This is a genomic window from Amycolatopsis sp. NPDC098790 (genome assembly GCF_044759945.1).
Lineage (GTDB): Bacteria > Actinomycetota > Actinomycetes > Mycobacteriales > Pseudonocardiaceae > Amycolatopsis.
The window spans coordinates 692,327-708,592 of sequence record NZ_JBIWAI010000002.1; the positions used below are offsets into that span (position 1 = coordinate 692,327).

General features: G+C 72.7%; 23 protein-coding genes. 9 read left to right on the top strand and 14 right to left on the bottom strand.

Translation table 11 applies throughout. The annotated features are described in order from the left end of the window. Positions 1-110 precede the first annotated feature (110 nt). Positions 111-407: a DUF1540 domain-containing protein gene (locus ACIQWX_RS16810; RefSeq protein WP_086673666.1), complete on the top strand. Its 297-nt coding sequence runs from the start codon at positions 111-113 to the stop codon at positions 405-407. On the opposite strand, the gene ACIQWX_RS16815 is transcribed toward ACIQWX_RS16810, so the two are convergent. Next, positions 397-726: a hypothetical protein gene (locus ACIQWX_RS16815; protein WP_400871096.1), complete on the bottom strand. Its 330-nt coding sequence runs from the start codon at positions 724-726 to the stop codon at positions 397-399. The two genes, ACIQWX_RS16810 and ACIQWX_RS16815, sit on opposite strands and share 11 nt — an antisense overlap. Before the next feature lie 23 nt (positions 727-749). Next, complete coding sequence (locus ACIQWX_RS16820) at positions 750-1,346, bottom strand: SRPBCC family protein (protein ID WP_400871098.1); 597 nt, start codon at positions 1,344-1,346, stop codon at positions 750-752. Positions 1,347-1,459: 113 nt separating this feature from the next. Here ACIQWX_RS16820 and ACIQWX_RS16825 point away from each other — a divergent pair, with 113 nt between their 5' ends. Both ACIQWX_RS16825 and ACIQWX_RS16830 read left to right on the top strand, forming a co-directional pair. After that, positions 1,460-2,113, top strand: coding sequence for a TetR/AcrR family transcriptional regulator (locus ACIQWX_RS16825; RefSeq protein WP_400871101.1), 654 nt, complete (start codon positions 1,460-1,462; stop codon positions 2,111-2,113). A gap of 10 nt (positions 2,114-2,123) precedes the next feature. After that, entirely contained in the window at positions 2,124-2,528 is a 405-nt protein-coding gene (locus ACIQWX_RS16830; RefSeq protein WP_400871104.1) for a ChaB family protein, read from the top strand. Between the two features lie 4 nt (positions 2,529-2,532). On the opposite strand, the gene ACIQWX_RS16835 is transcribed toward ACIQWX_RS16830, so the two are convergent. The 7 genes from ACIQWX_RS16835 to ACIQWX_RS16865 all read right to left on the bottom strand — a co-directional run bounded on the left by ACIQWX_RS16835 (position 2,533) and on the right by ACIQWX_RS16865 (position 8,231). Continuing rightward, positions 2,533-3,267, bottom strand: a complete 735-nt coding sequence (locus tag ACIQWX_RS16835; RefSeq protein ID WP_400871107.1) for a metallophosphoesterase — start codon at positions 3,265-3,267, stop codon at positions 2,533-2,535. Continuing rightward, positions 3,264-4,073, bottom strand: coding sequence for a nucleotidyltransferase family protein (locus ACIQWX_RS16840; RefSeq protein ID WP_400871110.1), 810 nt, complete (start codon positions 4,071-4,073; stop codon positions 3,264-3,266). Before ACIQWX_RS16840 ends, ACIQWX_RS16835 begins: the two co-directional genes overlap by 4 nt. A 42-nt stretch (positions 4,074-4,115) precedes the next feature. Then, on the bottom strand, positions 4,116-4,922 hold the full coding sequence (locus tag ACIQWX_RS16845; RefSeq protein WP_400871113.1) for an MBL fold metallo-hydrolase: 807 nt from the start codon (positions 4,920-4,922) through the stop codon (positions 4,116-4,118). A 22-nt stretch (positions 4,923-4,944) separates the two neighbouring features. Continuing rightward, the gene (locus ACIQWX_RS16850) at positions 4,945-5,244 is read right to left on the bottom strand and encodes a hypothetical protein (protein WP_400871116.1); all 300 of its coding nucleotides are present in this window, start codon (positions 5,242-5,244) and stop codon (positions 4,945-4,947) included. Beyond that, a complete protein-coding gene (locus ACIQWX_RS16855) occupies positions 5,241-5,714 on the bottom strand; it encodes a hypothetical protein (RefSeq protein WP_400871119.1) in 474 nt (157 codons plus the stop codon). Before ACIQWX_RS16855 ends, ACIQWX_RS16850 begins: the two co-directional genes overlap by 4 nt. A 36-nt stretch (positions 5,715-5,750) precedes the next feature. Next, positions 5,751-6,068: a hypothetical protein gene (locus tag ACIQWX_RS16860; protein ID WP_400871122.1), complete on the bottom strand. Its 318-nt coding sequence runs from the start codon at positions 6,066-6,068 to the stop codon at positions 5,751-5,753. A 147-nt stretch (positions 6,069-6,215) separates the two neighbouring features. Further along, on the bottom strand, positions 6,216-8,231 hold the full coding sequence (locus ACIQWX_RS16865; protein WP_400871125.1) for an MGH1-like glycoside hydrolase domain-containing protein: 2,016 nt from the start codon (positions 8,229-8,231) through the stop codon (positions 6,216-6,218). A 186-nt stretch (positions 8,232-8,417) separates the two neighbouring features. Between ACIQWX_RS16865 and ACIQWX_RS16870 the strand changes: the two genes are divergently transcribed. Further along, positions 8,418-9,446: a potassium channel family protein gene (locus tag ACIQWX_RS16870; protein ID WP_400871128.1), complete on the top strand. Its 1,029-nt coding sequence runs from the start codon at positions 8,418-8,420 to the stop codon at positions 9,444-9,446. A 99-nt stretch (positions 9,447-9,545) separates the two neighbouring features. Further along, positions 9,546-9,986 carry a hypothetical protein gene (locus tag ACIQWX_RS16875; RefSeq protein ID WP_400871131.1) on the top strand — a complete coding sequence of 147 codons (441 nt, stop codon included), beginning with the start codon at positions 9,546-9,548 and terminating at the stop codon, positions 9,984-9,986. A 37-nt stretch (positions 9,987-10,023) separates the two neighbouring features. Here ACIQWX_RS16875 and ACIQWX_RS16880 read toward each other — a convergent pair whose 3' ends face one another. Further along, entirely contained in the window at positions 10,024-10,878 is an 855-nt protein-coding gene (locus ACIQWX_RS16880) for a LysR family transcriptional regulator (protein WP_400871134.1), read from the bottom strand. An 81-nt stretch (positions 10,879-10,959) separates the two neighbouring features. Here ACIQWX_RS16880 and ACIQWX_RS16885 point away from each other — a divergent pair, with 81 nt between their 5' ends. Both ACIQWX_RS16885 and ACIQWX_RS16890 read left to right on the top strand, forming a co-directional pair. Beyond that, on the top strand, positions 10,960-11,907 hold the full coding sequence (locus ACIQWX_RS16885; RefSeq protein ID WP_400871137.1) for a 4,5-dihydroxyphthalate decarboxylase: 948 nt from the start codon (positions 10,960-10,962) through the stop codon (positions 11,905-11,907). A 35-nt stretch (positions 11,908-11,942) separates the two neighbouring features. Continuing rightward, the gene (locus ACIQWX_RS16890; protein WP_400871140.1) at positions 11,943-12,368 is read left to right on the top strand and encodes a pyridoxamine 5'-phosphate oxidase family protein; all 426 of its coding nucleotides are present in this window, start codon (positions 11,943-11,945) and stop codon (positions 12,366-12,368) included. A gap of 94 nt (positions 12,369-12,462) precedes the next feature. Here the strand turns inward: ACIQWX_RS16890 and ACIQWX_RS16895 are convergent, their stop codons facing one another. Next, complete coding sequence (locus ACIQWX_RS16895) at positions 12,463-12,594, bottom strand: hypothetical protein (protein ID WP_400871143.1); 132 nt, start codon at positions 12,592-12,594, stop codon at positions 12,463-12,465. A 100-nt stretch (positions 12,595-12,694) separates the two neighbouring features. Here ACIQWX_RS16895 and ACIQWX_RS16900 point away from each other — a divergent pair, with 100 nt between their 5' ends. Beyond that, entirely contained in the window at positions 12,695-13,297 is a 603-nt protein-coding gene (locus ACIQWX_RS16900; protein ID WP_400871146.1) for a hypothetical protein, read from the top strand. On the opposite strand, the gene ACIQWX_RS16905 is transcribed toward ACIQWX_RS16900, so the two are convergent. The 3 genes from ACIQWX_RS16905 to ACIQWX_RS16915 are packed head-to-tail and all read right to left on the bottom strand — an operon-like array spanning position 13,276 to position 15,652. Continuing rightward, on the bottom strand, positions 13,276-13,632 hold the full coding sequence (locus tag ACIQWX_RS16905) for an STAS domain-containing protein (RefSeq protein ID WP_400871149.1): 357 nt from the start codon (positions 13,630-13,632) through the stop codon (positions 13,276-13,278). The two genes, ACIQWX_RS16900 and ACIQWX_RS16905, sit on opposite strands and share 22 nt — an antisense overlap. Continuing rightward, positions 13,629-14,855 carry a PP2C family protein-serine/threonine phosphatase gene (locus ACIQWX_RS16910; protein ID WP_400871152.1) on the bottom strand — a complete coding sequence of 409 codons (1,227 nt, stop codon included), beginning with the start codon at positions 14,853-14,855 and terminating at the stop codon, positions 13,629-13,631. The genes ACIQWX_RS16905 and ACIQWX_RS16910 overlap by 4 nt, the downstream gene beginning before the upstream one ends. After that, a complete protein-coding gene (locus tag ACIQWX_RS16915; protein ID WP_400871155.1) occupies positions 14,852-15,652 on the bottom strand; it encodes an alpha/beta fold hydrolase in 801 nt (266 codons plus the stop codon). Before ACIQWX_RS16915 ends, ACIQWX_RS16910 begins: the two co-directional genes overlap by 4 nt. Positions 15,653-15,789: 137 nt before the next feature. Between ACIQWX_RS16915 and ACIQWX_RS16920 the strand changes: the two genes are divergently transcribed. Beyond that, on the top strand, positions 15,790-16,209 hold the full coding sequence (locus tag ACIQWX_RS16920; protein WP_400871158.1) for a molybdopterin-binding protein: 420 nt from the start codon (positions 15,790-15,792) through the stop codon (positions 16,207-16,209). Positions 16,210-16,266 lie beyond the last annotated feature (57 nt).

The window sequence follows — 16,266 nt, forward strand, 5'->3', positions numbered from 1 at the left end:
CGGGCGTGCGGCGCCGGTCACCCGGCCGGTTGCCGTGAATTGCGCGACCCCGGACCCGGTGGGAGCGTCGGGACTCCGAACTGTTTCCCACCACGGATCAGGAGCCGCGCATGACCACCACCGAAATGCCCGCCGTGCACGAATGCACCGTCAGCGGTTGTTCCTACAACCACGACGGCTGCCACGCCTTCGCGATCACCGTCGGCGGCGACAACGGGTCCGCCGACTGCGGCACGTTCGTCCCGCTGAACACCAAGGGCGGCCTCGACCGCGTCGTGGCCCAGGTCGGTGCCTGCTCCCGGGCCGACTGCCGGCACAACTCGTCGCTGGAGTGCACGGCGTCGAGCGTGCGCGTCGGCCCGGGGGAGGGCGGCCACTCCGCCAACTGCCTCACCTTCACGAAGTAGCCGAGGGCGCCGTGGCGCGCCGCCGGGCGAAGTGCAGCCCGGCGGCGGCCGCGGCCCCGGCCGCGGCGACGACGCCGGTCGCCACGGGACTCAACGACTTCGACAGGCTCGGCACCGTACCCGGCCCGAGGAGCCAGACGGCCAGCGGGACGACGTAGGCCGCCGTCATCAGGCCGGTCCACCAGCGCGCCGCCGGCGAACGCAGCGTGCGCGCCAGCACGATCGCGACCGGGATGCCGGCGAGCAACGCGAACTGGCCGAGCACCATGACGGGAAACGCCCACGCGGCAACGAGAACGCCGCGAGTGATCGCAGTCATCGTCTTCTCCTTCGCGATTCGGGTCAGCACGCGGCTTCGGCGGCGGTCTTGAGGTCGGCCAGCCAGCGGTCGAGGCCCGGGGCGAGGTACTTCACGGCCGTCGCGGGATCGGCTTCGATCTGCGCGCCCGTCCAGCTCTCTTCGGTGCGGACGACGACGCCGCCGCGGGCCGGCGTGAACGTCCAGACGTGGACGCCCCGGTCGATGCGCAGGCCCTCGCCGATCGCCGGGCCGCTCCAGCGGACGCAGTGGTCGCGCTGGACCTGGTGGACCGTGGACGTGATGACGAGCGTCGTGGCGGGGGTGGACGGCGTCGCCGGGACGGGCGTCGTCCAGCGGAACCGCGAGCCGGGGTGCAGGGGACCCGGATCGAGCCGCTTCGCGCTGCTGACCGCGGCCTGCCAGGCGGGCCACCCTTCGACGCCCGTCTGCACCTTCCAGACGGTGCTCAGCGGCGCCTTGACGAACGTTTCGGCGCTGTAGTGCAGCTGCGCGGTGGCGTCGATGCCCTGACCGCGGCAGGTCAGCGGGTTCGTTGTGGCCGCGTCGGCCGGTGAAGCGGCGAAGAGGGCGGCAGCGGCCAGCGGGACGGCGAGCAGGGCGGACTTGGCGGTGACCATGGGATTCTCCTCGGTTTGTTAGCGGCTCTCGCTGTAGTTAGAAGCTATAACTACGACCCGCTTAGTGTCAATAAGAAAAGTGATAGCCTCTAACTCGCCAGGAAGGAGCCGCCATGACGGACGCAGGACCCACTTCGCGCGAGCGGTACCGGGCGCAGGTGCGCGCGGAGATCAAGCAGCACGCGTGGCAGCAGATCGCGGCGGCGGGCGTGCCGGCGTTGTCGCTGAACGCGATCGCCAAGCAGCTGGGCATGAGCGGACCGGCGCTCTACCGGTACTTCGCGAGCCGGGACGAGCTGATCACCGCGCTCATCCGGGACGCCTACCGCAGCGTCGCCGACACGGTCCGGACGGCCTACGACGACGGCGCGGACCTCGCCGGCCTGGCGCACGTCATCCGGGACTGGGCCCGCAGCGACCCGCAGCGGTACTTCCTGATCTACGGCACGCCCGTCCCCGGCTATCACGCGCCCAACGACACGACCGCGATCTCCTTCGAAGTGATGGCCGTGCTGATCGAAGCGTGCGGTGCGCTGGGGGAGAGCGGGCCCGGGACGCCGTTCGACGCCCACCTCGGCGAGCACCGGACGTGGGCGAACGGCCATCCCGCGCCGGCCGCGGTGCTGCACCGCGCGTTGTCGTTCTGGACGCGCCTGCACGGCGTGCTGTCCCTGGAGCTGGCCGGGCACTTCGCCGGGATGCTGTTCGACACCGACCCGCTGATCGACGAGGAGATCGCCGGTTTGGCGCCGCGCGCCGAGGGGTAGCCGAGCCCCCATGCCCGGACGCGACGACCTGCCCAGCACGCTCCTGCGTTCACCGCGCAAGGCCCAGGACACGTGGGTGGCCGCGCACGACTCGGCGCTGGAGACCTACGGCCCCGGCCGCCGCGCCCAGCAGACGGCCTACTCGGCGTTGAAGCACTCGTTCGAGAAGGTCGGCGACCACTGGGAGCCGAAGCCCGAGCGAGGGCCTTCGGACGAGCAGGCCGCCCGCGGCGCGGGCCAGCCGGCCAAGCCGACGCGCGGGGGAGTGAACGCGACGGCGAGCCGGCAGCACCTGTACGAGCGCGCCAAGCAGCTCGGCATCCCGGGGCGGTCGCGGATGTCCAAAGAGGACTTGGTGACGGCGCTGGAGAAGGAGAACCGGCGGCGGACCGATCGGGCCCGCCGCGGGAAGTGAGCCGCTAGGTGGTGCGGGCCGGCTGCTTCGCGGGACTCAGTTCGTACAGCGCGTAAGCCTTCCGGATCACCGGCTGGGCGACGTTGCGGACCCGCACGCCGCCCGGCGTGACCCCTTGCTCGCAGCCGAAGTGCGCGTGCCCGTGCAACGCCAGGTCCGCCCCGGCCTCGTCGATCGGCTCGCACAGAAGGTACGACCCCAGGAACGGGTGGATCTCCGGCGGCTCGCCGTGCAGCGTCCCGGGGATCGGCGCGTAGTGCGTCAACGCCACGACGACGTCCGTCTCCAGCGACGCCAGCGCCGACCGCAGCGAATCCGCCGACGCGATCGTCGTCTCGACGAACGCCTTCATCTCGCGTTCGCCGAACCGGCTGGCGCACTTGCCCGCGAACCCGCCGCCGAACCCCTTCACGCCGGCGACGCCCAAGGACCCGTCCGGCAGGTCGAACCGCGCGCCGGTGCCCTCCAGCATCGTCACGCCGGCTTCGCCCAGCAGGTCCGTGATGCCGTCGGCTTCGTCGCTGTGGTGGTCGTGGTTGCCGAGCACGGCGGCGACCGGCACGCCCAGCCCGGTGAGCTCGTCGGCCACCACGCGGGCCTCCGCGCACGTGCCGTGCCGGGTCAGGTCGCCGGCCAGCAGCAGGACGTCCGCGGTGCCGGCCAGGTGTTCCAGCGCGGGGCGCAACAGGCCCCGCGAGTCCTCTCCGAGGTGCACGTCCCCGACGGCGGCGATCCTCATCGGCTGATCTCCTCCGCGCTCGCCGGTTCCCGGACGTCGGCGACCCGGACGTCGTTGTGCACCAGCTCCCCGGTCAGGTACTCGGCGACGACGGCGTCCACCTCCGCCTTCCGGGCCGGGCAGGTGACCTCCCCGGTCAGGTGGACGTGCTCGCCGCGCACGGTCACGTGCACGCCGAGCTCGGCGGTGCGGGCGTCTTCGGCCAAGGCCCGGCTCAGGCGGGCGACGAGGTACTGCGGCGGTTCGGGCACGAGAGCCTCCTTCGGGTCGATCACGGACAGGTCGCCGAGCAGGCCCAGGAAGGCCCGCGCGTACGGCGAGGCCGACACCTGGACGGCGACGTCGGTCCAGTTCACCTGCTCGCGCAGGTCGCGCGCGATCCGCAGCAGCGGCTCGAAGTCGCAGCGGTGCGGGTCGAGCACGAGCAGCTTGTCCACGAGCAGGTCGGTGCCGGACAGGACGGGCGCGGCGGTCGGGCCGACCCGCATCAGCGCGGCGCGGTCGAGCAGCTCGTCGGTCACCGGCCGGTGGTTGGGCCGGTGGATGAGGTCGACGAGCACGTCGCCGTCGTAGACCTTGGTGAGCCAGTCCTCCGGCGGGTGCGCCCGCCGCAGCCCGGCGGCGGTCAGCACGTCGGCCGCCCGTTCGGTGTCCCCGGGCTTGAGGAAGAGGTCGACGTCGTGGTCCGACGGCGGCCCGCCGCGGGCGTACACGGCCAGCCCGCCCGCGACGGCGAACCGGATCCCGGTCCCGTCCAGGGCGGTCACCACACGCGTCAGGCTCTGGAGAAGGGCGTCCGGTCCCATGGGGGACGATTACCCGCTGCGCGGCGGCTCAACCCGCCGGGCTCACAGCGGGAGGTACTCCCCGCGCTGCAGCAGGTGGACCCGGGTCGCCGGCTTCCGCACCCGGACCTCCTCGAGGAAGTTCGACACGGGGGAGTGGAACAGGCCGTAGTCGTCGAAGTGCACCGGCACCGCCCGCCGCGGCTCCAGCAGGTTCAGCAGCTCGACGCCGCCGCGGTGGTCGAGCGTCACCAGCACGCCGAACGCCCGCGTGCCGCCGAGGTGCACGACGGCGAGGTCGAGGCCGGGGAACCGGCTGCGGATGTGGGCGAGCTCGTCGTGCAGCACCGTGTCGCCGCTGAGGTAGATCCGCAGCGGATCGGCCTCCGCGGTCGCGCGGTACTCCAGCACGCTGCCCATGACCGGCGGCAGGACGCGCTGCAGGAGCCCGGGAGCGTGCCGCGCGGGCACGGCCGTCACGCGCAGCCGCGCTTCGCCGTCGGTGAAGGTCTCCGCCGTCCAGGTCGGCAGCGGGAGCGGCGCGTGGAAGCCGCGGCGGAGCAGGCGGGTGGCGGCGTGCTCGGTCGTCAGGATCGGCGTGTCGCGGGGCAGCTCGCGGGCGGCGATCCGGTCGAAGTGGTCGCCGTGCAGGTGGGACAGGACCACCGCGGTCAGCGGCGGCAGTTCGGCGGGCTGCAGCGCGGGTTCGGTGCGGCGGCGGGAGAAGAGGCCCTGGCCGAAGTACGACCACTGGCCGCGGTGCAGGAAGTTGGGGTCGGTCAGCACCGTGAACGGGCCCAGCCGCAGCACGGTGGTCGCGGTCCCGACGAACATCAGGGAGTTGCCGCCGGGCGGGTCGAACGGGGACATCGGCGGGGTCCTTTCGCCGGACTCAGGTGCGGGACTCGGTCGACGGCGCGACGAGCCCGCCCAGGCCGAGCCGGGTGAACTTCCCCTCCACCGCGGCCGAGGCCGTCACGATCACCCGGCACCCGGCCCCCTGCAGGTGCGGGATGAGCGCCGCGACGGCTTCGGTGGTGAAGTGGTCGACCGCGGTCAGGTCGAGCAGCACCGTCGGCGCGCTGCCCGTCGCGCCGGCCAGTGCCGCGGCGAGGTGCGCCGCCTCCGGGGCGCCCTGCGCGCGGACGGTCACCGTGCCGTCCGCCGGGCCGGTGACTTCGATCGTGCTCATCGGGCGAAACAGCTCAGCGAGGGCAAGCTCGCCGCCGGGCTGCCGGACAGCTCCACGAGCCACACGAGCAGGTGGATCACGACGCCGACGACGTCGTCCGGCTCGCCGCGGGCCGCCAGTTCCAGCTGGATGTCGCGGCTTTCGTCGTCCTCGCCGAGGTCCGCGAGCAGGGCGCGCAGGGCGGCCAGCGGTCCGGGCGGCAGCCGGTCCACCTCGACCGGCCGGTCCCGCTCGTCGGTCACGGCCACGGTGAAGACCGACCCGGGATCGGCCGGGTGGCGGACGCGGATCACCGCGGCGCAGCGGCCGACCAGCTCCGCGACGATCTCGCCGGCGACCCGGGACGCGCCGGCGCGCGCGACCACGCCCAGTGCGTCGGCCACGTCGTCGTAGGCCCCTTCCATCGCCGCGCCGACCAGCTCGGCGGTGAACTGCCGGACCGACGTGCCGGCGTCTCGGTTCTCCGTCATCCCGGCCAGGTACCCGGCCGGTCCGGACCTAACCGGTCAGTGCGGTTCCGGCAGGGCGAAGAGCGGGTGCTGGGCGGGGTCGTCCGGTTCGCCGCCGAGGCGCAGGCACTTGCGGCAGGTCACCGGCTGGTCCGTCGGGGTGATCTCGCCCGCCGCGCCGAGCCCGCTCCACCCCTGGTGGCAGGCGGGCGAGGGCAGGGTCAGCTCGTCGAGCCAGGGCACCCACGCGACGCGGTGCGCGATGCCGGACCGGCCGATCCGCAGCCGCATCCCGGTGAAGAGGCGGTGCTGCGCGGCCGCGAACCGCGCGGGATCGACGCGCGCGACGGGGAACAGCGGGATGGGCTCGCTCACCGCTCCAGTATGCGGGGCCGGCGGACGTGTGCGCGGTGGCCGGCCGGTCGGGGGGCGTGCCGCCCGGCCACCGCAACACACAACGAGAGGGGCGCCCCGGCCCGGCTATGACGGCCGGGCCGGGGGTTCACCGGTTCGGGTGACGCGTCAGCCGGCGGCCAGCCAGTCGAGGTTGATCGAGCCGGTGTCGCCGGCTTCGTAGGACAGCGTGACCACCGGGTCCCGGCCGCTGAGCGGGACGTCGCCGAAGGTCACCGTGCCCCAGGCGTCCCAGCTGTCGGAGACCTTCGGGAAGTTCACCTGCCGCAGCCGCTGCCCGTCGACGGACAGCGTCATCGTGCGCGGGTCGCTGTTGGCGTTGGCGTAGCGCACGGTGAGAGCGGCCGTCGCCGGGTCGCCCGACACGCGGTGCAGCGTGAACGACGAAGCCGCGCCCTCCGCCCAAAGCCCGTCGAGGAACGCCCGGCCGGAGTAGCCGGTGTGGTTCACGTTCGTCTTGACGCCGCCGGTGTTGAGCGCGTCTTCGGCTTCGAGGTGGCTCGGGGCCGGGCAGCCGCCGACGGTGCCCGCGGTGTCGGCGCAGCGGTCGGCCGCGTCGGCCACGCCGTCGCCGTCGCGGTCGCCGGGGGCCGCGCCGGTGAGCGTGATCGCGATGGTGTGCTCGCCGGTCAGCGTGGCCGGGACGGCGTTGCCGGGCGCGCGCCGTCCGTCGATCGTGAACGAGCCGATCTTGGTGCCCGCGCCGCGCAGGGCGATCGTCAGGGTGGCGTCGCGGTAGTGGAGGTTCCGGAGGGTGACGTCGCCCCAGCCGGCCGGGAGGTCGGGTGAGAACACCAGGCCGCGGTCGGTGAACGTCAACCCGAACAGGCCGGTGTGGACCATGTCGAGGAACGCCGTGGCCGACCAGGTCTGGTCGGGTTCGGAGCCCCAGTGGAACTTCACGGTGTCGCCGAGCCTCTGGTAGCCGCCGTCGACGACACCGGTGCTGCCGTTGTAGATCTCCCAGTACCCGCTGTTGCCACCCGCGAGCTTCGCCAGGCGAGCCACTTCCGACGCGAAGGCGCTCTGGTTCCCTTGCCCGGCCAGTGCTTTCGCCCACAGGCCCTGGACCAGCGGCCAGACGATCGCGTTGTGCCGTCCCGGTTGCGCGTCCGAATAGCGGGCCCAGTTCGGGAACGTGTCGGGCATGCCCCACGTCATCTCCCGGGCGTTGGCCACGATCGATCGTGCCTGCGCCGGGTTCGCGACGCCGAAGAGCAGGGCGAACGCCAGCCCGGTGCCTTCCTGGTACGCGCCGCGGGAACCGTCGGCGAGGAGCTGGTAGTCGTACAGGCCGGTTTTCGCGTTCCAGAAGTGGGCGTTGATCGCGTTCTTGAGCGCGTTCGCCTTCGCCCGGTAGCGGGCGACCTCCGCGCCCGGGCGCCGGAGCTTCTGCGCCATGTTCGCGGCGTTGACGTAAGCGGCGTAGTAGACCTCGTTGGTGCTCAGGTACATCCCGCTCGCGACGCCCGGCCACGGCATGCTGCCGGTGCTGACCGACTCGGTCGCGTCGGCGGGCGGGGCGGGGTAGCCGGCGATGCCGTCGTTGAAGAAGGACGCGCCGGTGAACAGCCTGTACTTCGCGTTGAAGCCGGCCGTGGTGGCGTGTTCCCGGATGGTCAGGGTGTTCGCCGTCGTGCGGTAGGCGTTCTCGAGGAACGCGGTGTCGCCGGTGACCAGGTAGTGGTGCCACGCGGCCGTCGCCCAGGCGACCTGGTCCCACTGCTGGTCGTCCTGCTGCACGCGCAGGGCGCCGCCGGCGTCCTTGTCGACGACCGCCCACAGCGTGTTCCGGGCGAGGGAGGGGGAGAGCAGGCTCGTCGCGTTCCAGCTGTTGATCGACGCGTCGCGCGTCCACGGCTGGTCGTAGCCCCCGCCCGCCCGGACGATGCCGGTGGCCGGGTCGAGCAGGCCGCTCTTGTCGTACTTCGCGTCGTAGCCGATGGTGTTGGTGCGCAGCAGGTTGTCCAGCGCTTCGCGGTAGGCCGTGCCGAACAAGGCCTGACTGTCGGGGTTCGCGAACTCGAGGCTCGGTGGCGCCGCGGCGGCGGCCGCCGCCGGGGCGGCGAGCACGCCGCACGCGATCACCGTCGCGAAGAGTGCCGAACGGATCCGTTTCCTCATGCGCGTACCCTCTTCCGGCGCCGGGGGACCGGGGACAGTCCACCACGGAACGCCGGTTTTTCCCCGGGAGCACGGGGATTCTGTCCGTTCTTGTCCGGCCGTCACGGTCCGGTAAACACCGTTGTGCCTGGTAGCACCGTGTGATCGGGTGTCGGGACCCGTGATCGCTTTCGGTGAGGAGGACCGGTGTCGTTCTTCCTCTCGCGGCTGTTCGCGCGCTGGGTGCTGAACCGCGGGTGGCTGCTGCCGGTCGCGGTCGTGGCGGTCGTGTTCGCGACGAGCTGGCCGCTGATGGCGCTCGCCGAGCCGGCCGGCAGCGAGCTGGTCCGCCCCGGCAACTACTGGTGGTACTTCGTCGTCACGACGACCACGGTCGGGTACGGCGACTACTCGCCCGAGACGGCCGCCGGGCACGTCGTCGGCGCGTACGTCATCGCCGGCGGGCTCGCGACGCTGACGACGGTGTTCACGAAGCTCGCGGCGCTGCTGGAGCAGGCGAAGGGACGGCGGATGCAGGGGACGGAGGCGGTGCGGCTGAGCGGGCACACGGTGCTGATCGGCTACGCGGCGGGGCGGACCGAGCGGATCGTGGCGCAGCTGCTGGCCGACGGCGTGAGCGGGCTGGTGCTGTGCGCCGAGGTGCCGGCGCACCCGATGCCGGGGCAGCCGGTGGAGTTCGTCCGCGGCGAGCCGACGGCGGCGGACGTCCTGGCGCGCGCCGGGGTCGCCCGCGCGGCCGCGGTCTTGGTCGACGTGGCCGACGACAACGAGGCGCTGGCGGTCGCGGTGACGGTGGACCACGCCAGCCCGGCGGCGCACGTGGTCGTCACCCTGCGCGACCTGGAGCGGGCCGAGCTGGTGCGGTACGTGGACCGGCGCATCCGCTGCGTCCAGTGGCACACGCCGCGGATGGTGACGGAGGAGCTGACGTCCCCGGGCATCGCGGAGGTGTACGCGGAGCTGATGACGGCCGGGGGAGCGGACACGTTCTCGGTGACGCTCCCGGAGTCCCTCGGCCGCCTGCCCGCGTCCCGCTGCCACGAGGCACTGGGGCGCGCGTACGGGGCGACGGTGCTGGCGGCCCGCACCGGCGAGGGCCTGGTGGTGAACCCGCCGTGGGACGCGGAGCTGGCGGCCGGGGCGGTGCTGTACTACGTCGGTCCCCGCCGGCTGACCGGCACCGAAGTCGAGCTCGCCCTGCGCAATCCTGCGTGATCGGTCGCTTTGTCCGGTTTTTTGCGGCGGGAAGGTGGCCGCACCGCGCCGCGGGTTGCATACTGCGACCATGGCGCGAGGGAAAGCGGAGGTCGCGCGGTGAGCCCCCGGGAGGGGTCGGCCCGCCCGAAGTTCGGCAGGATCGATCCGTACTGCCTGATGGCGGTGCTGCCGGTGCTGCTGGTGGCCGGCATCATCGGGTCACTGGTCAACGTGGCGCTCGGGCTCGGCTGCGCGGTGTTCGCGGGACTGATCGTGCTGTTCGATTCGTGGGCGAACCGGCCGTCACGGGCACCGGAGGAGAGTCGCGAGCCGAGGCCGGCTCCGGCGCGTCCCCCGGTGCGACGGTCCGGGCCACCACCTGCGCGGGGACAGGCGCCTCGAGCGCAGGCGCCGCGCGGGCAGGCGTCACGGGCCCAGGCACCGCGGGCTCAGGCGCCGCGCGGGCAGGCGCCCCGGGCGCAGCAGCCGCGTGGGCAGGTACCGCGGGCGCAGGCGCCTCGGGCTCGCCAGGCGCCCGGTGGAGCCCCCTACCACTGACCGGCGCGGTTCGAGTCGCTGAGCCGGTTTCCGGCGATCACTCCCGGTGGCCGGTTGCGGCCACCTGGACGAAGCTGCGGACCAGCGGGCTGCGGCCGTTCTTCGGCCACGCGACCACGAGGTCGCTCGGCGGCCGGTCCGCCAGCGGCACCACGACGAGCCCCGCCGGCAGCGGCTGGTCGACCGGGGCGAGCGCCGCGGTTCCGTTCCACAGCACCGCCTGCAGGCATTCCTGGACGGTCCGCAGCACCGGCGCGCCCTCGTCCGCCGCGCCGCCGGTCCAGTAGGCGGTCCACAGTGGATCGGTCCCGGCGGGCAGGCGGACCCACCGGCGGCCGGCCAGGCCACCGGCCGGGACCGCGGGGTGGGCGGCGAGCGGGTCGTCGTCGCGCACCACCACCCCGACCGGTACCGAACGCAGGACGTGCGTGCCGATTCCCGTGGTGTCGAAGGGAGTCCGGGTCAGCGCGACGTCGACGAGGCCGGTGCGCAGGCCTGCAGTCGGGTCGCCGAGACCGGTTTCGTGGACGCGGACGTCGACGTGCGGGTGGCGCTCCCGGAACAGCGGGACCAGCCGGGTGCCGACGTGCTCGGCCGCGTCGGCGAGGGTGCCGACCGTCAGGCTCGCCGCGCCCGCCGCGGCGGTGACCCGGCCGCGGATCCGGTCGGCCTGCTCCAGGAGCGCGTCGGCTTCGGCGTGGAGCGCGGTGCCGGCGGGGGTGAGGGTGACGCCCTTGGGGGTGCGCTCGAACAACGCGGCGCCGAGCTCGTCCTCCAGCTGCCGGATCGCCCGGCTCAGCGGCGGCTGCGTCATGTGCAGCCGGCTCGCGGCCCGGCCGACGTGCCGCTCGTCGGCGACCGCCACGAAGTACCGGAGCGCGCGCAGGTCCACCGCGACACGATACCCGTGCGGTATCGAGTGGACCGAGCCGGACTTGGACGCGGCCGGGTCTCCCGGCGAACGATCGCGGGTATGACTCTCACGATCGGGTGCTACCGGTACGACACGACGCAAGCCCTGTTCGACCGGCCGGACGTCACGGTGAAAACGGCCGCCACACTGCCGGAGATCTTCGAGCGGACGATCCGCGACCACGAGTTCGACGTCGCCGAGCTGGGCCTGACCTTCTACTTGCGACTGCTGGAGTCCGGCCTGCCGTACGTCGCGCTGCCCATCTTCCCCAACCGGGTGTTCCGGCATTCGTGCGTCTTCGTGAACAAGCGCTCCGGGATCACCGGACCGGCCGACCTCGTGGACCGGACGATCGGCGAGTTCGGCACGTACGGGCAGGACTCCGGCGTGTGGGCCAAGGGAATCCTCATGGACGAGTACGGCTTCGAGCCGGCGCGGAACCGGTGGGTGATCGGCGGGCTGGAGCACCCGGCGGCACCGTTCGGGTTCGTCCCGCACCCGCACCCGGACGACGTGCGGGTCACGACGTCCGATCGGGCGCTCAACGACCTGCTGGCGACGGGCGGGATCGACGCGCTGTTCTCGGCGAACGTCCCGCAGTGCGTGCTGGACGGCGCCCCGGACGTGGTCCGGTTGTTCCCCGATTTCGAGCCGCTGGAGCGCGACTACCACCGGCGCACGGGGATCTTCCCGATCATGCACGCGGTGGTGATCCGCCGCGAGCTGCTGGATTCGGCGGAGGAGGTCTACCGGCTGTTCTCGTCGGCGGCGGAGTCGGCTGCGGAACGCTATCGGCGCGACCGCCGGCTGTACCAGGTGCCGACGATGGTGCCGTGGGTGAACGCGTTGGTCGAGCGCAACGAGGCCCAGTTCGGTGCGGACTGGTGGCCGTACGGGATTTCAGCCAATCGTGTCGTTTTGGACGCGTACCTGCGGTACCACCACGAGCAAGGCCTGTCCCCACGTCGGTATTCGGTGGACGAGGTCTTCGCGCTGCCGGAGACGTGAGTTTGCCGTCGGTGGTGCCGGGTAGCTTCCCGGATATGGCACTTTCGGCGGAAGAACGCGAGAAGTTTTTGGCCGAGCCCCACATCGGGGCGTTGTCGGTGGTGGAGAGCGCGGACCGGGCGCCGCTGACGGTACCGCTGTGGTACCAGTACACCCCGGGCGGCGAGCTGTGGGTCCGGACCTCGCCGCGGTCGCGGAAGATGAAGGCGATCGAGGCGGCGGGGCGGTTCAGCCTGCTGGCGCAGCGGGCCACGCCGACGGTCCGGTACGTGTCGGTCGAGGGACCGCTGCTGCGGACCGAGGAGGACAGCCCCGAGCGGGCCCGGGAGATGGCGAGCCGGTACTTGCCGGCGGAAAAGGTCGACGAGTACCTCGAGTTCGAGCGGAACCAGGTCGGCGAGCACATCGTGGTGTTCCTGCGGCCGGAACGCTGGCTGTCGCTGGACATGGGCACGATCTGAGGTGTCTGCTGCGGACTGATCGGGCTCGTCGAGCCGATGTGGACGGTGCCCGCGAGTCCCCGGGGCGGACGTGGTCCGCACCGGGGACACCGGCTCACTGGCAGGCTTCGCAGTCCGGGTCGTCGATGCGGCAGGCCGCGCCGTCGGTGAGGTCGAAGTCGAAGTCGTCGAGCACCGGGACCACCGGGGTGGTCGAGGCTTCGGCCGGCGTGGTCGTGGCGGACATGGCCCTCCTTGGGGTTCGATCGGTTCCTACCCCTGTGTAGCGCCCAAGATCGACGCGCATTCCGTGACGCAGCGCACATCCGGTGTGCTAGCTTCCCCGCATGCGCCTCGCCTTCGCCCGGACGCTCGCGGTCATCGCATCCCTCCTCCTGTTTTCCCTGGTCACCCCGGCTGCGAACGCGTCGCCGCCGACGCCGTGCGAGTGCGCGACGCCGTCGATCGACCGGCTGCAGCAGTGGCTCGCGAGCGGTGAGGGCACCACCGTCCCGGCCACCGGGAACCTTCTTGTCCCTGAAGGACGCGGGTACACGGCGAAGATCGACTTCCTGAACGCCGAGTGGCACGTGGCCGTCGTGTGGCTGGGGAACCAGTTCGAAGCGCAGGCCGACCTCTCGCGGTCGGCGGGCTTCTGGCTGACCTACCGCGCGACCGACGACCTCTACGTCCAGCTGCGCCCGGCGTCGCACTGGAGCGGCGGCGACAAGTGGCTCACGCTGGTGCCGTCGACGCGCGGGAAGCTCGTCACGAAGTTCTTCAGCTTCCGGCCTCGCGCGTGGACGTCACTGCCGGAGCTGGGGACGCCGGCGTACTCGTTCGCGTCGGCGCTCACCGAAGCCCGCGGCCTGGTCTTCGTCGGCAAGACGCCCAACCGGCTCGAGTTCCGCGGCCTGCGCGTCGACGGCTACCGGCCGCCCTGCCTCTGACGCACGGCCTCCTCGGCCGTCGGGTAGGTCGGGAAGAAGTCCGACAGCCCGGTCAGCGCGAACGTCCTCGTGAGCCGGGCCGGCACGGCGACCAGGGCGAGCGACGCCTCGGCCGCCTCGGCGGCGTTGCGCGCCGCGATCAGCGCCGAGATCCCGCTGGAGTCGCAGAACGTCACCCCGGCGAGGTCGACGACCAGCAGCTGCCCGGCCGCCAGCACCAGCTCCGCGATCCGGGTGCGCAGCTGGGGCGCCGTGGCGACGTCGAGCTCACCCCGGACGGTCAGGATCGGGCCCGTGTCCGCGGGTTCGGTCGACGTCGAGAACGGGCTCGTCATGGCTGATCGCCTCCGGGCAGGGGGATGCTGAACGCCAGCAGGGCGGTGTCGTCCTCGACGCCGTCGCCGAAGCCGGCCAGCAGGGTGGTGACCGCCTCGACGACCGCCGGGGCGGTCGTCGGCGCCAGGCCGGTCAGGTCTTCGCGAAGCCGGTCCTCGCTGTAGCGGGTGCGGCCGTTCGCGCGGGCTTCGGTCAGCCCGTCGGTGTAGAGCAGCAGCGTGTCGCCGGGCGCCAGGCGCACGTCGGCGGAGACGAACCGCGCGCTGGGCAGGGCGCCGACCAGCTGGCCGCCCCGCAGCGGCAGGAACCGGGCGGTCCCGCCGGCCGGGATCAGCAACGCCGGCGGGTGGCCGCCGCCGGCCAGGGTGACCGCGGCGTGGTCGCCGTCCGGCCGGATGCGGCCGTTGATCACCGTGCAGTAGCGCGGATCGGTGCGGTGGAACTGCTGGTTGAGCACCGTGTTGAGGGTGCCGAGCGCGACGGCCGGGTCCGGGTCGTGCACCGCGGCCGCCCGGAGCGTGTAGCGCGCGAGCGACGTCACCACCGCGGCCGGCGCGCCCTTGCCCGAGACGTCGCCGAGGAAGAACCCCCACGTGTCGCCGGTCACCGGGAACAGGTCGTAGAAGTCGCCGCCGACCTCGTCGGCCGACGCCGGGTGGTAGTACGCCGCGACCTGCATGCCCGGCACCTCGGCCGGTGACGGCGGCAGCAGCGTCTGCTGGAGGGTCCGCGCCAGGCGCTGCACGCGGTCGCGTTCCCGCTCGGCCTCGTCGCGCGCCCGCAGCAGTTCCCGTTCGTAGGCGCGGCGGTCGCGCGCGTCGAACACCGTGGTGCGGACGAGCTGGGCCTCGCCGTCGAGCCCCGTCTTGATCTTCGAGGTCACCAGCACCGGCAGCCGGCCGCCGCTCGCCGTCTTCAGCTCCAGTGCGACGCCGCCGAGCTCGCCCTGCATGCGCAGCAGCGGCGCGAAGTGCGTCTCGTGGTACAGCCGGCCGCCGACGGTCAGCAGGTCGGAGAACTGCCGTCGGCCGACGATCTCCTCGCGCTCGTAGCCGAGCCAGCCCAGCAAGGTCGCGTTGATCTTCGCGACGGTGCCGTCCAGCAGCGTCGACAGGTAGCCGCAGGGGGCGTTCTCGTAGAGGTCCTCCGCGCTGTCCTCCAGCAGCGCGGAAAACGCCGGGTCCGCGTCTTCCCGGCCACCCGCGCCGGCGTCGCACATCATGGGCCGCTCACGAACGCCTCGATCGCGGCCGCGGTGGCTTCGGGCGCGCTCAGCTGCGGGCAGTGCCCGATCGCGTCGAGCGTCACCAGCCTGCTGCCGGCGATCCCGTCGTGGGTGAACTGCCCGACCTCGGGCGGCGCGATGGCGTCCTGCGCGCACTGGACGACCAGCGTCGGCACGGAGACCTTCGCGAGGTCGGCGCGGTTGTCGGAAAGGAACGTGGCGCGCGCGAAGACCCGCGCGATCGCGGGATCGGTGCGGCAGAAGCTGTTCGTCAGCTCTTCGCCCAGCTCCGGGCGGTCGGGGTTGCCCATGATGACCGGCGCCATCGTCGCCGACCAGCCGAGGTAGTTCGACTCGAGCGCTTCGAGCAGCTCGTCGATGTCCTCGCGGCTGAAGCCGCCGCGGTAGCCGTCGTCGTCGATGTAGCACGGCGACGGCGTGAGCAGCACGAGCTTCGCGAACCGCTCGGGCTCGCGGTTGGCGGCCAGGACGGCGATCATCGCGCTGACCGAGTGCCCGACGAGCACCACGTCGGTCAGGTCGAGTTCGCGGCACAGGGCTAGGACGTCGTCGGCGTAGCCGTCGAGGGTGCCGTAGCGCTCCGGGGTCCAGGCGGACAGGTCCGAGCGCCCGGCGCCGGTGTGGTCGAACAGCACGACGCGGTACCGCTCGGCGAGGGCGGGGACGACGAGGCGCCACAGGTTCTGGTCGCAGCCGAAGCCGTGCGCGAGCAGCACGACCGGCCCGTCTTCGCGCCCGGTCTCGACGACGTTGTTCCTGGTCCGCATGCTCATCGGCCACATCCTGCCACCCGGGGCCGGGGTGGCGGAGGTCGAGCCGGGCTTGTTTGAGAGCGCTCGAAAGTGGGTATTGGACAGGGTTATGCTCGCGCGGGATGCGCGAGTGCCGGCGGGCGATTACCGTGCGGCCCATGGGCTTGAGCATCCGCAACCAGCTCGCCGGGACGGTCTCCGCCGTGACGGCCGGCGAGGCGATGGCGACCGTCAAGGCGCGTTTGTCCGGCGGGCAGGAGATCACCGCCGCGGTCACGCGGGAAGCCGTCGAAGACCTCGGCCTCGCCGAGGGGACGGCCGTGCGCGCGCTGGTCAAGTCGACCGAGGTGTCGCTGGCCACCGGGCCGGTCACCGGCATCAGCATCCGCAACCAGCTGCCCGGCCGGGTCACCGCCGTCGCGGCCGGCGGCGCGATGGCGACGGTGAAGGTCGCCGTCGACGGTGGGGAGCTCACCGCGTCCATCACCCGGGAAGCCGTCGCCGAGCTGGGGCTCGAAGCGGGCACCCCGGTGGTCGCGCTGGTCAAGTCGACGGAGATCTCCCTCGCCACTGGCTGACCGGTACCTCCGCTTCTGCGGGTTCCCGCCGCGGATCGTGCCGCATTCGCGACCATT

What these genes read in the sequence shown, in the direction of transcription:
- ACIQWX_RS16810 (WP_086673666.1), top strand. Translation starts at nt 111, where the DNA reads ATGACCACCACCGAAATGCCCGCCGTGCACGAATGCACCGTCAGCGGT.
- ACIQWX_RS16815 (WP_400871096.1), bottom strand. Translation starts at nt 726, where the DNA reads ATGACTGCGATCACTCGCGGCGTTCTCGTTGCCGCGTGGGCGTTTCCC.
- ACIQWX_RS16820 (WP_400871098.1), bottom strand. Translation starts at nt 1,346, where the DNA reads ATGGTCACCGCCAAGTCCGCCCTGCTCGCCGTCCCGCTGGCCGCTGCC.
- ACIQWX_RS16825 (WP_400871101.1), top strand. Translation starts at nt 1,460, where the DNA reads ATGACGGACGCAGGACCCACTTCGCGCGAGCGGTACCGGGCGCAGGTG.
- ACIQWX_RS16830 (WP_400871104.1), top strand. Translation starts at nt 2,124, where the DNA reads ATGCCCGGACGCGACGACCTGCCCAGCACGCTCCTGCGTTCACCGCGC.
- ACIQWX_RS16835 (WP_400871107.1), bottom strand. Translation starts at nt 3,267, where the DNA reads ATGAGGATCGCCGCCGTCGGGGACGTGCACCTCGGAGAGGACTCGCGG.
- ACIQWX_RS16840 (WP_400871110.1), bottom strand. Translation starts at nt 4,073, where the DNA reads ATGGGACCGGACGCCCTTCTCCAGAGCCTGACGCGTGTGGTGACCGCC.
- ACIQWX_RS16845 (WP_400871113.1), bottom strand. Translation starts at nt 4,922, where the DNA reads ATGTCCCCGTTCGACCCGCCCGGCGGCAACTCCCTGATGTTCGTCGGG.
- ACIQWX_RS16850 (WP_400871116.1), bottom strand. Translation starts at nt 5,244, where the DNA reads ATGAGCACGATCGAAGTCACCGGCCCGGCGGACGGCACGGTGACCGTC.
- ACIQWX_RS16855 (WP_400871119.1), bottom strand. Translation starts at nt 5,714, where the DNA reads ATGACGGAGAACCGAGACGCCGGCACGTCGGTCCGGCAGTTCACCGCC.
- ACIQWX_RS16865 (WP_400871125.1), bottom strand. Translation starts at nt 8,231, where the DNA reads ATGAGGAAACGGATCCGTTCGGCACTCTTCGCGACGGTGATCGCGTGC.
- ACIQWX_RS16885 (WP_400871137.1), top strand. Translation starts at nt 10,960, where the DNA reads ATGACTCTCACGATCGGGTGCTACCGGTACGACACGACGCAAGCCCTG.
- ACIQWX_RS16890 (WP_400871140.1), top strand. Translation starts at nt 11,943, where the DNA reads ATGGCACTTTCGGCGGAAGAACGCGAGAAGTTTTTGGCCGAGCCCCAC.
- ACIQWX_RS16895 (WP_400871143.1), bottom strand. Translation starts at nt 12,594, where the DNA reads ATGTCCGCCACGACCACGCCGGCCGAAGCCTCGACCACCCCGGTGGTC.
- ACIQWX_RS16900 (WP_400871146.1), top strand. Translation starts at nt 12,695, where the DNA reads ATGCGCCTCGCCTTCGCCCGGACGCTCGCGGTCATCGCATCCCTCCTC.
- ACIQWX_RS16905 (WP_400871149.1), bottom strand. Translation starts at nt 13,632, where the DNA reads ATGACGAGCCCGTTCTCGACGTCGACCGAACCCGCGGACACGGGCCCG.
- ACIQWX_RS16910 (WP_400871152.1), bottom strand. Translation starts at nt 14,855, where the DNA reads ATGATGTGCGACGCCGGCGCGGGTGGCCGGGAAGACGCGGACCCGGCG.
- ACIQWX_RS16915 (WP_400871155.1), bottom strand. Translation starts at nt 15,652, where the DNA reads ATGAGCATGCGGACCAGGAACAACGTCGTCGAGACCGGGCGCGAAGAC.
- ACIQWX_RS16920 (WP_400871158.1), top strand. Translation starts at nt 15,790, where the DNA reads ATGGGCTTGAGCATCCGCAACCAGCTCGCCGGGACGGTCTCCGCCGTG.